Below are 12,325 nucleotides of genomic sequence, written 5' to 3' on the forward strand. Positions count from 1 at the left end.
GGATGGGGGGGCGGGTTTCGACGCGAGTGGGGTCGTTCGTGTCGGCCGTCATTGATGCTGAAACCGGACCTTGCTGGTGCCCGTCGTCATCGGCGATATCTCTTGCAGAAATTTAGCGCAAAATTGTCGTTCTGGTCGGGAGATTTGCGCCAGTCCGGTGAGCTCAAAGCCGCTATTGAACAAAGGGGATCGGTTCACTTATCAGGCTTCTCCGTTCGATTTGGACCGACGCTTCAATGCAACCACCACCCGATGCCGCTTGGGAACCATGGTCCCCGGGTGACTTGTTTGCTCGTCTCGGCGGATCTGACACCGACTGGTATGTCGTAGGCGGATGGGCCCTGGACCTTTGGCACGGTGAGCCGACCCGTGTGCATGAGGACTTGGAGTTTTCGGTGTTTGCCAGCCGGGCTCAACGCTATCAAGGCGTCCTGTCGGATCTGGAGTTCTTCACAGTGAGGGATGGCAAACTAACCCATCTCCCCCTAGTGCAGCCGTTGCCCAAGGATGTTTGGCAGCTGTGGGGCGCAGATATTGGTGCCGGGCGCTGGCGCGTCGACATGATGGGCGATCGGGGATCGCCGGATATGTGGGTCTACAAGCGCGATCCAACTTTCACGCTTCCGCGAACCGAAGCTATACGCGCAACAGCCGGCGGGATCCGATATTTGGCGCCGCATATCGTCCTGCTCTTCAAAGCTAGGCACGCCCGCGAGAAAGATCACTGGGATTTCCGCAATGCCTTGCCCCGCCTGGAACTCAGCGAGAGAACCGCCCTTCGTCGGTGGCTAGAGCTATGGCATCCGGGGCATGCTTGGATTGAAGAACTTCAATCGTGCTGACCGTCCACTTAGCTGCCGATTTGTCGCGGAAATTCTAGGTTTCGCGATCGATCGGTCGCGCCTGAAATCCGCGGCGAAACTCGGGTAGTGTGCGGAGAGTTCTGCAAATTCGCTGAGAGGGGCGGTCATGGCAGGCTGGTGATGTTCAACGTCACCTGATTCCCGCGAAGGAACGCCACCATGACCAAGACTGAAGGTAAGACCGCGAGCGCCGCCGTCAAAGACATTCTGCTTTCGAACCCGGATGGTCTGCGCGATGTGATCCGCGCCGTGATGCAGGAGGTTCTGGAAGCGGAGATGGACGAGGCGCTGGGTGCTGCGAAGGGCGAACGCACGCCGGAGCGGCTCGGCTATCGGTCGGGCCATTACAGCCGCACACTCGTCACGCGCGTCGGCAAGCTCGAGCTCAGGGTGCCGCAGGACCGGCAGGGCCGCTTCTCGATCGAACTGTTCGAGCGCTACCAGCGGTCCGAGCGGGCCCTGGTGGCGACGCTGGCGGAGATGGGAGCCTGCCCTCGGGCTTGACCCGAGGGTGCAGGGTGTCTCGACCCGCAAGGTGAAGGCGATCACGGAAGAGCTGTGCGGCCACGCCTTCTCGGCCTCGTCGATCTCGGCCATCAACAAGCGGCTGGACGAGAGCCTCGCCGCCTTTGCCGGGCGCCCGCTTCAAGAGCCCTTTCCCTATCTCATCCTCGATGCCCGCTACGAGAAGGTGCGCGAGGGAGGCGTCGTCATGAGCCAGGCGGTGCTGATCGCGGTCGGCATCGACTGGGACGGACGGCGCCAGATCCTGGGCGTCGAGATGGCCAATCGCGAGAGCCGCTCGTCCTGGCGGGACTTTCTCGTCGGCCTGAAGGGGCGCGGCCTTAGGGGCGTCGAACTGGTCGTGTCCGACGACCATGCCGGCCTGGTGGCGGCGATCGGCGAAACGATCCCGGAAGCCGCCTGGCAGCGCTGCTACGTGCACTTCCTCCGGAACGCGCTCGATTACCTGCCCCGAAAGCACGCCGACGACTGCCTGCAGGAACTGCGCTGGCTCTACGACCGCCGCGATCTCGCCGAGGCCAAGGCCGATCTCGCCGCATGGCTCGCCAAGTGGTCGGGCAAGTATCCGCGGCTTACCGGCTGGGCCGAGGAGACCATCGAACAGACGCTCACCTTCTTCCGGCTGCCGCGCCAGCACCACAAGCACCTCAAGTCGACCAACATGCTGGAGCGCCTCAACGAGGAGATCCGGCGCCGTACCTACGTCGTCCGCATCTTCCCCAACACAGAGAGCTGCCTGCGCCTCGTGCGTGCGCTCGCGGTCGAAACCAACGAAAACTGGATGGAGGCCAACCGTTACCTCAACATGGACGACCTCAGAGAGCACAAGAAGCTCCAACTCCGCAAAGCCGCATGACCAGCATCAGGGCCGCCCCAATTTGCAGAACTTGACGCACACGACCGAAACTCGGTCGCAGAGGTGGTGCAAAAGTAGGTGAGTTCCAAGGGATTTGTGCGACGCCTGACGGCGGCTTTGCAGCCCGACAATCCAAAACCCGCCAATCCGCTTCCCACCCCGTTCTGGCCATTCCGAGCCGTCATGCGGTGAACCGACAGGAAGCCGCCCCTTCCAGTCGGTTCAACAACCCCGTGGAAAAAGCCGGAGGCGGACGTGCGAGAATCTGAGCCTTGCGAACGCTGCCGTGGCCATATCGAAGGCAGGCGAGCGTGGTCTATCCGCTTCTTGCGTCCGGAGCGCGTGGCACGGTCTTGAGGACCATCTCGAACATCGCGCCGCCGCTTCCAGACGGACGGTAGCGCAGCCGCCCGCCATGCGCTTCCACGATCGCGCGCACGACCGACAGGCCGAGCCCGTTGCCACCCACCTCCCGAGATCGAACCGCATCGCCGCGGACGAAGGGATCGAAGACGCGTGTCGCCATCTCGGGCGTGAGACCCGGCCCCTCGTCTGCGACACCCAGCACCGCCTCGCCGCCGCTTCGCGCAAGAGAGATGGTGATGGCACCCCGGTTGGCGTAGCGCCGCGCATTGGTGACGAGCGCCAGAAGGGCCTGACGTATGCGCGTCGCGTCGGCCATCACGACGACATCGGACAGGTCGAGAACGAGGGAGAAACCGTGGGCCTCAAGGTCGGGCGAAAGGAGCTCGCCCATCTGCGCAATCTCCTGCGAGAGACGGACCGGTTCGATACGCAGGTCCAGATGCCCGCTGTCGGCGAGCGTGACCGTGCGCAGATCTTCCACCAGCCGCGCAAGGCTGTCCACCTGCAGGACCAGGCCGCGGAGCGACCGCTCGTCGGGTTCGAACACACCGTCGATCATGCCCTGGAGGCGGCCCTTCAGGATGGTGAGCGGCGTGCGCAGTTCGTGCGCGATCGTGGCGTTCCAGAGCGCCATGTCGGTGGCCATGTCCTCCAGGCGCTGTGCCATGGCGTTGAAGTCGTCGATCAGTCCGGCGGTCTCCCCCAGCGAGCGATCGCCGGGCGGAACCCGTGCCGACAGGTCGCCGTCGGCGATCCGCCGGGCGCTCTCGGCCAGTGTTTCCAGGGGCTGCAGAATGCGGCGCGCGAGGCGCAGGGCGACGAAGGCCGCAATCGGCAGGGCGACGAGGATGGCGGCTCCCAGAATGGCGAGATCCGTTGCCGTGAGCCACCCATCCTCCGTGTCGAGCCGTGGATAGAAGGCGATGATCGCCGTGTAGGCGAGATAGGTGCCGAAGAAGACGAGCATTCCCGCCATCACGGTGATGGCGGACATGGCCAGGAGGATCTGGCGGCTCAGGCCGGCGCGCAGGGTCATGGCATCAGGCAGTCAGGCGATAGCCGACGCCGCGCACGCCGGGCAGGAGGCCGACCGCGCCCGCTTGCTCCAGCTTCCGCCTCAGCTTGCTCAGATGGCTGTCCACCGTCCGGTCGAGCGCGTCCGAGCCCGGCAGGCAGGCGTCCACCAGTTCGCCGCGTGCAAAGACCTTGGTCGGGTTGCGCGCCATGTGGGCGAGAATCCGGAACTCGGTCAGCGTCAGCGGAACGGACACCGCGCCAAGGCTCGCCTGATAGGCGTCGAGATCGATCGACAGGTCGCCGACCCGCAGCACGCCCGCGGCGCTGGCCAATCCCGATCGGCGGAGCACTGCCTTCGCCCGCGCGACGACCTCGATCGGGTTGAAGGGTTTTGCGACATAATCGTCCGCACCGATCCGCAGCCCCTGAAGCCTGTCGATGTCCTGGTCGAGCGCCGTGATCATGATGGCGGGTGTATTGCCGCGACGCCGCAGTTCCGCGAGCACCTCCCACCCGTCGAGGCGCGGCATGGTGACGTCGAGAAGCACGAGATCGGGCTTCAGCGCGAGGTGAAGATCGAGCGCCGTGCGGCCATCGCGGGCCTGCACCGTCCGAAATCCCTCCCGCACGAGATAGGCGTCGAGGATCGCGGAAATCTCGTCGTCGTCTTCGGCTATCAGAACGAGTGCTGCCATTGCGTTCTCCCTGGACAAGGCATGCCATCAGGCGCGGCCGGCGTCGAGCATTCCCCGCTTCCATCCATCAAATCGCAACACAACCTCCACATGGCGCAAACCCGGCGGAAGGATAAGGCGGCGTCGCCGAAACGGCACGACCACTTGAATTGGATGATCGCCCCGATGCGCCGCCTTCTCTCGCTCCCGACGCTCACTCTCCTCGCCGCAGCGGCGATGCTCGCTGCCTGCACGGATAGCGGGGGCGGCGGAGAGCCCGATGCCGCCAAGGCGCAGCAGGAAGAGAGTGGCCCGATCCGCATCTCCGTCCTGACGGTGCAGCCGCGCCGGGTGATCGTCTACGACGAACTGCCCGGCCGCGTATCGGCGCTGCGCACGGCCGAGATCCGTCCGCAGGTCAACGGCATCGTGCAGAAGGTCACCTTCACGGAAGGGTCTGAGGTTTCCCCCGAGCAGCCTCTCTTCCAGATCGATCCCGCGCCTTTCGCGGCCGATGTCGAGGCGGCCGTCGCCGTGCTGGCGCGGGCGAAGGCCGATCTCGTCAACGCGACGCTGAAGCATGAGCGGGTCGAGGCGCTGGCAGCGACGCGGACCGCGAGCGCCGCAGCTCTCGGCGATGCCAGGGCGGCACTGGCGCAGGCGCGTGCAAGCGTCGCCGAGGCCGAAGCCAACCTGACCCGCCGCCGGCTCGAGCTGTCGCACGCGACCGTCCGCAGCCCGATCGCCGGGCGCATCGGCCGGGCTCTCACCACCGAAGGCGGTCTCGCGTCCGTCGGCGCCACGGACCCCATCGCCGTCGTCCGGCAGATCGACAGCGTCTATCTCGACGTCCGTCGACCGTCGATCCGGTGGGAACAACTGGAGGAGACGCTCGGAAGCGACGGCAGCGAGGATGCCCGCGCCCTTCCGGTCGACATCCTGACGATCGCCGGAACGCCCTACGCGTTCCAGGGCAAGCTCCTGTTCTCCGAGAGCACGGTGGACCCCGGCACGGGCAGCATCGCCATGCGTGTGCTGGTGCCGAACCCACACCGCCAGTTGCTACCGGGCATGTATCTTCGCGCCAGGGTTCCCAGCGCCGTCTATCCCGATGCCTTGACCGTGCCGCAGGAGGCCGTGCGTCGCGACGTATCTGGACGGCCGCAACTCACTGTGATCGCAAGTGACAAGACCGTCGGCAGCCGCGACGTCGAACTGGGAGCGCTGATGGATCGGCAGTACGTCATCCTGTCGGGGCTTAAAGCCGGCGAGACGGTCGTGATCCAGGGCCAGGACCGCGCGCAGGCGGGCCAGACGCTGGAGTTCGTCCCTTACCAGCCGACCTCGCCCGACAGCGGCGTCTAAGGAGTCCGTCCGATGCCACACTTCTTCATCGAGCGCCCTGTCTTTGCCTGGGTCATCGCGATCTTCATCGTCATGGCCGGTCTCGCCGCGATCCCCCAGCTTCCGGTCTCGCGCTTTCCGGTGATCGCGCCGCCGAGCGTCAGCATCTACGCATCCTACCCCGGCGCCAGCCCGCAGACGGTCAACGACAGCCTCACGGCACCGATCGAGCGCGAGCTCGCGTCCGTGAAGAACGTGCTCTACTTCGAATCGTCGTCCGACTCGACGGGCAATGCCAGCATCACCGTCACCTTCAAGCCCGGCACCGATCCGGAGCTCGCGCAGATCGACGTCCAGAATCGGCTGAAGGCGGTCGAGCAGCGCCTGCCCGAGCCCGTCCGGCGCTCCGGCCTGTCCGTGGAAGGCGTCACGTCGGGATTCCTGATGATCGTCTCGCTGCGCTCCGAGGGCGGCAAAACCGATACGCTCGCGCTCGAAGACTATCTGGCCCGCCGGCTGGCGCCGGAGCTGAAGCGCGTGGCGGGCGTCGGCCGCGTGCAGTCCTTCGGATCGGAGGCGGCGATGCGCATCTGGGTCGACCCGGCCCGGCTCGTCTCCTACTCGATCTCGATGGCCGAGATCGTCCAGGCGATCCAGTCCCAGAACGTCCAGGTGTCGCCGGGCCGGCTCGGCGAAGCGCCGACGGTGCCCGGCCAGATGATCAGCGTGCCGCTCGGCCTCGACGGGCAGCTCAAGACACCCGAGGAATTCGCCGCCATCGTCCTGCGTTCCAATCCCGACGGCTCAAAGCTGGTGCTCGGCGATGTCGCCGATGTCGAGATCGGTGCCCAGACGGTGGGCTTCTCGATCTTCGACGGCGGCAAGCCGGCGACCGCAGCGGCCATCCAGCTTGCGCCCGGCGCCAATGCCGTCGCGACCTCGGAGGGCATCAAGGCGCGCCTTGCCGAACTCGCGCCATCCATGCCGCAGGGCATCGTCCATGCCGTCTCCTACGACACGGCGCCCTTCGTGAAGCTCTCGATCTCCAAGGTCGTGCAGACGCTCGCCGAGGCCATGGTGCTGGTGTTCCTGATCATGCTCCTTTTCCTCCAGAACATCCGCTACACGCTGATCCCGGCCATCGTCGCGCCGATCGCATTGCTGGGCACGTTCGCCGTGATGTGGGCCATCGGCTATTCGATCAACGTTTTGACGATGTTCGGCATGGTGCTGGCGATCGGCATCATCGTCGACGACGCCATCGTCGTCGTCGAGAACGTCGAACGGCTGATGGCGACCGAGGGCCTGTCGCCGCGCGAGGCCACCCGCCGCGCTATGAGCGAGATAACGGGAGCGGTGATCGGCATCACGCTGGTCCTGACCGCGGTCTTCCTGCCCATGGGCCTTGCTGGCGGGTCGGTCGGCGCGATCTACCGCCAGTTCACGGTCTCTCTCGCGGTCTCCATCCTGTTCTCGGCCTTCCTGGCGCTCAGCCTGACGCCCGCGCTCTGTGCGACGATCCTGAAGCCGGTCGCGCCCCATCACGAACGCAGGGGCTTCTTCGCCTGGTTCAACCGCGGCTTCGAGAGGCTGACGGGGCGGTACACGGCATGGGTCGGATGGCTCCTGGGGCGGGCGGGTCGCGTCATGCTGGTCTACGGCGTGCTCGTCGGAGTGCTGGCGATGGGTTACGGCACGCTGCCGACCGCCTTCGTGCCGGACGAGGATCAGGGCACGTTCATGACCTCCTTCACGCTCCCGGCGGACGCCACCGCGGAGCGAACCCGTGCACTGGTCGAGCGTTTCGACCGTCACGCCGCAACGCGCCCCGACATCGCCAACAATCTCTCCATCATGGGTTTCGGCTTTTCCGGATCGGGCGCCAACGCGGCGATGTCGTTCACCACGCTGCAGGATTACGATGCGCGCAGCGGCAGCACCGACCTCGAGATCGCGGCCGCCGAAGAGGCGATGCGCAAGGCGACGGAAGGCGAGGTCCTCGTCATGAAGCCGCCGGCCATCGAGGAATTGGGCACGACATCGGGGCTGGCGTTCCGCCTCGTCGACCGTGCGGGGCGCGACGCGGCGGCCTTGTCGGATACGTCGGAGAAGCTGGTCGCGCTCGCCGAGCCAAGCAAGCTCTTGCGCAACGTTCGCGTCGACGGCCTGCCCGACGGGCCGAGCATCAAGCTCCATGTCGACCGGCAGAAGGCTGGTGCGCTCGGCGTCTCCTTCACGGCGATCAGCGACGTGCTCGCCTCGACCACGGGTTCGACCTACGTGAACGACTTTCCGCGCGCGGGCATCCTGCAGCAGGTCATCGTCCAGGCGCAGGCGAAGGACCGGATGCAGGTCGAGGACGTGCTCAAGCTGCAGGTGCGCAACGATCAGGGCGGCATGGTTCCGCTGTCCGAAGTGGTGACGCCGCAATGGTCGGTCGGCCCGCTGCAGCTCAACCGCTACAATGGCTATCCCTCGCTCAGCATCTCCGCGGACGCCGCGCCCGGCGTGTCGAGCGGCCGTGCGATGGACGAGATCGAGCGGCTCGCCACGCAGCTTCCCGCCGGCTTCGCCGTCGAGTGGACGGGTGGGTCATTCCAGGAACGCCAGGCTGGTGCGCAGGCGCCGCTTCTGGTCGCGCTCTCCATGGTCGTCGTGTTCCTCGTGCTCGCCGCTCTCTACGAAAGCTGGGCCATTCCGCTGTCGGTCATGCTGGTGGTGCCGCTTGGCATTCTGGGTGCGGTCGCGGCCGTGCATCTGCGCGGCCTGGAGAACGACGTGTTCTTCAAGGTCGGATTGATCACGCTGATCGGCCTCTCGGCCAAGAACGCAGTGCTGATCGTCGAGTTCGCCCGCAAGCTGCACGACGAGGGGCGGTCGCTCCGCGACGCGACCGTAGAGGCGGCCCGTCTGCGGCTGCGCCCCATCGTCATGACCTCGCTTGCCTTCACGCTCGGCATCGTGCCCCTTGTCATCGCCAGGGGGCCGAGTTCCGAAACGCAGAACGCGCTCGGCACCGGCCTCTTCGGCGGCATGATCTCGGCCACGTTACTTGCCGTTGTCTTCGTGCCGGTCTTCTTCACACTCGTGATGCGCTTTTCTGGGGGCAAGGGCAGAGACCCTGTCGACGCGAGGCCGGCACTGGCCGCGACCTCCTTCGCGCCTTTAACGACCAAGACCGAGGTGCAGGACCCGCTCGACAATATCCTGGCGCAGGTCGACCCGCACCCGCTCGACACCATGCGCAAGGCGGAGTCCTTCATCGCTGGCGTCGAGAGCGACGAGTTGCAGGAGGGCAACCCCGAGATGCTGGCCGGGCCGGGCCGGGCGATCGACCCGGAGGAGATCGAGGCGATCTGCACCGAAGCGATCGCCAAGGTGGAGGGCCGCTGACATGGCCAGCACCCCCTCACCGCCGATCACGCTTGAAAAAGCGCGCGGGCGCGCCCTCTTCCGATCTGCCGGGTATGCGCTCACCGAAGAACAGATCATCAAGCGCTGGCCTGAATGGCGCATGGATTATGAGCGCGCAGGAAGGCAGCACGGCTCAGACAGCGTCGGCTTCCTCGTCTGGAAGTGCAGGTTCGCAAAGCCAGCCTATGCAGCCGTCCTCGCAGCGATGAGCGACTGACATGCGCGGCTGGCTCCGAATGCTGTTCCGCCGCGGTCCCTCGATCGGCTTTCTCTATGGGCCCGAACACGCCTCCCACCCCGACCGCATCGGGGAACTGTCCGACTTTCTGCGGTGGGCATACTTCAACGGTTACTGCCCGGTCCCCGACCGCTCCGTGTTCGAGCGGCGAAGCGACGGCTCGTACCGCATTGTCATCGAGATGACGAAAGGAGACTGACATGCCCACCTACCGGATGACCTGGCAGATGGATATCGTCACCGCTGCCCGCCCCCGGGACGCCGCACAGGTGGCCCTCGACACCATCCGCGAGCCGGACACCACCGCGACCGTGTTCGATGTGTTCGAGACGACGGCGACCGCACCCCCGCCCGCGTGGATATTCTGGAGGAGGACGAGGATGACACGGACGATCGGTGCAGCCCTCTACGCCTTCGACCCAACAAACGGAAAACGCCCATGACTGCCTCACCGACCGGCCAGGTCACTCTCGACCTCGCGACCGATGCCGACCTCCTTCGCTTCCGCACGGATCTTCAAGCGGCCTTCGCGATCGCAGTCGCGGAGACGTTCGGATCGGTCGACGACGGCCCCGTCCCGTCCGACGAGGATGTCGCGGCGTCCTTCAAGGCTCCGAACGCCGTGGTTCACCGCATCCTGGAGGACGGCCGGTGGGTCGGCGGGGCCGTCGTCTCGATCGACGTCGCGACGCAGCACAACTCACTCGACTTCTTCTATGTGAATGCTGGCGAATCCGGCCGCGGCATCGGCCGCAAGGCATGGGCCGCCATCGAGGCGCGCTATCCCGAGACCGAGGTCTGGACAACCCACACGCCTTACTTCGAGAAGCGCAACATCCACTTCTACGTCAACGTCTGCGGATTCCACATCGTCGCGTACCACCACGCCCGTCACCCGGACCCCAACCATCCGGCCGAGCAGGACTTCCCGGACGATGGCGGCATGTTCCGCTTCGAGAAGCGCCGTTGACCCGCGGCGCGTGCCTCACAATTCCGCTTTCGGCCCGAGGCAAAGTCTGCCTGCAGACGGAACGTCCTGTGCACCTGCCTTAAGGCTCTCTGAGACAGTGTCCGAGCAAGCGACGATCACCCCCCTGAGCGGCCTCGCCGACGGTTCCGCTTCCATCTCGGCGATGAACGGACGCGGCAGCGCCGCGCGCCTGGGGCGGAACCTGATAGCGGCGTTCTGCACGGTCCTGATGCGGTCGACGCGGAACATGCGGAAGGCCTGCCGCGGGATCGCGGTCAACCTCAGCCCGCACGCCGTGCGACGTCCGGCTCGGGAAGGGTCCATGTGGGCCCGATGGGCGGGTATGATGACGCGCCGCATGCGTTGCCCCATAATCGCTCCAACCGGTCTGCGACAATGCAGCAGGAGGTCGTGAAGCGATGGACGAGAAGGAAGAGAAGGATTTTGCCCTCCCGCTGGTTTTTGCAGAGCTGCAGTATCCGGAACATTACGACGCCATCCACGGGGAGCTGGTGGCGTTTCTCGCCCAGCATTTCTCCCAGATCACGTCAGGGCATCAGGGCGATTCCTACATCTGGATCATCGAAGATGGCCAGAGAGTGGAGATCGACACCTTCCTCTCCATGAAGCATCAGGTTCGATGTCGCACGGACGGACCGCACGTTCAAAAAGTCATCGACGTGCTGAAACTGAAATACAAGGTGCACATGTTCGACAAGCCGGTGTCTCACCACTGATGGCTATGGAGGCGGCTGAACGGAACTAGACCTGCCGTCGCCAGCGACGGCAGGTATATATGCTGATGTGCATTTTCAGACACTTGCCCCGAATGTTCGGTTTTCTTTTCTGCTGTTCGCAACTATCGCTGCATAAGAGCAGGCGCGCGCGGATCCGGATCGCGCGGCAGAGGATCGCCGGGCTGCCAGGGCTTGATGACGTCGCGCGTCGTGCAGACTACCCCACCTCCGGGACCAAGGTTCCAGACGCACCGCTGGCCTTGTGGGCAAGGCGGGCTGCAGGTCGGCCCCGCCACCGGCTTCGTCGTGAGCTTGAGCTGCTGCGCGGAATATGCATTCCCGGAAAATGCAAGCGCAGCCGTCGCCAATGTCGTCATGATGGCGATCGACGCGTATTTGCTCAACATGGCGTTTCTCCTTCATCTTCACGTTGGACGTCTCGAGACTTGCAAATCGACATTGAACCGGCATTGAACGGGACCTTCAGATCTTGTTCATGTCTGTTCAGACGCAGCACCATCGATTGCTCGACTGGGCAGGCAGGTCATCGGCGGGCGAATCGCGAAACGCAGCGCAGCGCAGCGAGCAACAAGGCCGGGGCGGCACGGTCGTGCGTCCTTCGAGGCTCCCCTTCGACGGACTCAGGGTCGCGCCTCATGAAGAGGACCGTTGCCGGAAGGCTGCTTCCGTCGTCGTCCTTTTTGGGTGCTAGCCCCCTGCGCCGCCCTCTGATCCTGCCCCGTTCATGGAAGGACCACGTCCTGGCGGAGGTGGCGGGCGGCGGGATTGCAGGGCGCCAGCGGGTGCGGGGGATTTGTGGGGAGGGGCGCGGGTGTCGGCCTCGTGCAAGGCGTTCAGGCCGAACTGCGCAGCGCGCGGATCGCGCCGTTCGTCCGGCATCCGGTCCGACAGGATCAGAGCCGGAAGCAGACAGCGTTCCTTGAGCCGCAGGCCACATCTCAGGTCATCCCCCTCACCGTCCCGGGCTGCGCCCGGGCCACCTGTCCCCCATGGACAGGGGGAGAGGAAAGGCGCGCGGCCGGCGCCCCATCCGCGTCATTCCGGACCGGATGCCGGGCGCAGCGGAGGCGGCCGGAGCCGGGATGCGTTCCGTGGCATCCGCGGCAGGGACTTGAGATCGACGGCGTCACGGAATGGATTCCGGACAGCCGCTCCGCGCGCATCGTCTTCCGGAATGACGCGGGTGTGGCGGTCGGCGCCGGGACCGCCTCCGCTTTCGCATGGCGCCCTCCCCCTATCGTCATCAACTCTGTTGCGTTTGAGCGACTGCAGGCTGGCAACCTCGCGACCTCCCTCATCG

The 12,325-nt window shown here is 65.5% G+C and carries 11 protein-coding genes and 1 pseudogene; 9 read left to right on the top strand and 3 right to left on the bottom strand.

Annotated elements, in window-relative coordinates; translation table 11 throughout:
• Window positions 1–383 precede the first annotated feature (383 nt).
• Window positions 384–842: an amino acid transporter gene (locus tag N1F91_RS03490; RefSeq protein WP_289990351.1), complete on the top strand. Its 459-nt coding sequence runs from the start codon at window positions 384–386 to the stop codon at window positions 840–842.
• A 180-nt stretch (window positions 843–1,022) separates the two neighbouring features.
• Window positions 1,023–2,244, top strand: a pseudogene (locus tag N1F91_RS03495) (IS256 family transposase).
• A gap of 316 nt (window positions 2,245–2,560) precedes the next feature.
• On the opposite strand, the gene N1F91_RS03500 reads toward N1F91_RS03495, so the two are convergent.
• On the bottom strand, window positions 2,561–3,646 hold the full coding sequence (locus N1F91_RS03500) for an ATP-binding protein (RefSeq protein ID WP_289990352.1): 1,086 nt from the start codon (window positions 3,644–3,646) through the stop codon (window positions 2,561–2,563).
• A gap of 4 nt (window positions 3,647–3,650) precedes the next feature.
• Entirely contained in the window at window positions 3,651–4,322 is a 672-nt protein-coding gene (locus N1F91_RS03505) for a response regulator (RefSeq protein WP_289990353.1), read from the bottom strand.
• Between the two features lie 165 nt (window positions 4,323–4,487).
• On the opposite strand from N1F91_RS03505, the gene N1F91_RS03510 reads away from it, so the two are divergent.
• The 7 genes from N1F91_RS03510 to N1F91_RS03540 all read left to right on the top strand — a co-directional run bounded on the left by N1F91_RS03510 (window position 4,488) and on the right by N1F91_RS03540 (window position 11,004).
• Entirely contained in the window at window positions 4,488–5,666 is a 1,179-nt protein-coding gene (locus N1F91_RS03510) for an efflux RND transporter periplasmic adaptor subunit (RefSeq protein ID WP_289990354.1), read from the top strand.
• A gap of 12 nt (window positions 5,667–5,678) precedes the next feature.
• Window positions 5,679–9,038 carry a multidrug efflux RND transporter permease subunit gene (locus N1F91_RS03515; RefSeq protein WP_289990355.1) on the top strand — a complete coding sequence of 1,120 codons (3,360 nt, stop codon included), beginning with the start codon at window positions 5,679–5,681 and terminating at the stop codon, window positions 9,036–9,038.
• Window position 9,039: 1 nt separating this feature from the next.
• On the top strand, window positions 9,040–9,276 hold the full coding sequence (locus tag N1F91_RS03520; RefSeq protein WP_289990356.1) for a hypothetical protein: 237 nt from the start codon (window positions 9,040–9,042) through the stop codon (window positions 9,274–9,276).
• Window position 9,277: 1 nt separating this feature from the next.
• Entirely contained in the window at window positions 9,278–9,496 is a 219-nt protein-coding gene (locus N1F91_RS03525; protein WP_289990357.1) for a hypothetical protein, read from the top strand.
• A gap of 1 nt (window position 9,497) precedes the next feature.
• Window positions 9,498–9,740 (top strand): hypothetical protein, encoded by a 243-nt coding sequence (locus N1F91_RS03530; protein WP_289990358.1) that lies wholly within the window; start codon window positions 9,498–9,500, stop codon window positions 9,738–9,740.
• On the top strand, window positions 9,737–10,267 hold the full coding sequence (locus N1F91_RS03535; protein WP_289990359.1) for a GNAT family N-acetyltransferase: 531 nt from the start codon (window positions 9,737–9,739) through the stop codon (window positions 10,265–10,267). The genes N1F91_RS03530 and N1F91_RS03535 overlap by 4 nt, the downstream gene beginning before the upstream one ends.
• Before the next feature lie 419 nt (window positions 10,268–10,686).
• Window positions 10,687–11,004 (top strand): hypothetical protein, encoded by a 318-nt coding sequence (locus N1F91_RS03540; protein WP_289990360.1) that lies wholly within the window; start codon window positions 10,687–10,689, stop codon window positions 11,002–11,004.
• A 122-nt stretch (window positions 11,005–11,126) separates the two neighbouring features.
• On the opposite strand, the gene N1F91_RS03545 is transcribed toward N1F91_RS03540, so the two are convergent.
• The gene (locus N1F91_RS03545; protein ID WP_289990361.1) at window positions 11,127–11,411 is read right to left on the bottom strand and encodes a hypothetical protein; all 285 of its coding nucleotides are present in this window, start codon (window positions 11,409–11,411) and stop codon (window positions 11,127–11,129) included.
• Window positions 11,412–12,325 lie beyond the last annotated feature (914 nt).

The sequence above is a fragment of the Aquibium sp. ELW1220 genome (assembly GCF_030398385.1).
In the GTDB taxonomy this organism is placed as follows: Bacteria; Pseudomonadota; Alphaproteobacteria; order Rhizobiales; family Rhizobiaceae; genus Aquibium.

Coding starts and splice junctions, on each gene's coding strand:
- N1F91_RS03515 (WP_289990355.1), top strand. CDS start 5,679: ATGCCACACTTCTTCATCGAGCGCCCTGTCTTTGCCTGGGTCATCGCG.
- N1F91_RS03535 (WP_289990359.1), top strand. CDS start 9,737: ATGACTGCCTCACCGACCGGCCAGGTCACTCTCGACCTCGCGACCGAT.
- N1F91_RS03545 (WP_289990361.1), bottom strand. CDS start 11,411: ATGTTGAGCAAATACGCGTCGATCGCCATCATGACGACATTGGCGACG.
- N1F91_RS03505 (WP_289990353.1), bottom strand. CDS start 4,322: ATGGCAGCACTCGTTCTGATAGCCGAAGACGACGACGAGATTTCCGCG.
- N1F91_RS03520 (WP_289990356.1), top strand. CDS start 9,040: ATGGCCAGCACCCCCTCACCGCCGATCACGCTTGAAAAAGCGCGCGGG.
- N1F91_RS03525 (WP_289990357.1), top strand. CDS start 9,278: ATGCGCGGCTGGCTCCGAATGCTGTTCCGCCGCGGTCCCTCGATCGGC.
- N1F91_RS03510 (WP_289990354.1), top strand. CDS start 4,488: ATGCGCCGCCTTCTCTCGCTCCCGACGCTCACTCTCCTCGCCGCAGCG.
- N1F91_RS03540 (WP_289990360.1), top strand. CDS start 10,687: ATGGACGAGAAGGAAGAGAAGGATTTTGCCCTCCCGCTGGTTTTTGCA.
- N1F91_RS03500 (WP_289990352.1), bottom strand. CDS start 3,646: ATGACCCTGCGCGCCGGCCTGAGCCGCCAGATCCTCCTGGCCATGTCC.
- N1F91_RS03530 (WP_289990358.1), top strand. CDS start 9,498: ATGCCCACCTACCGGATGACCTGGCAGATGGATATCGTCACCGCTGCC.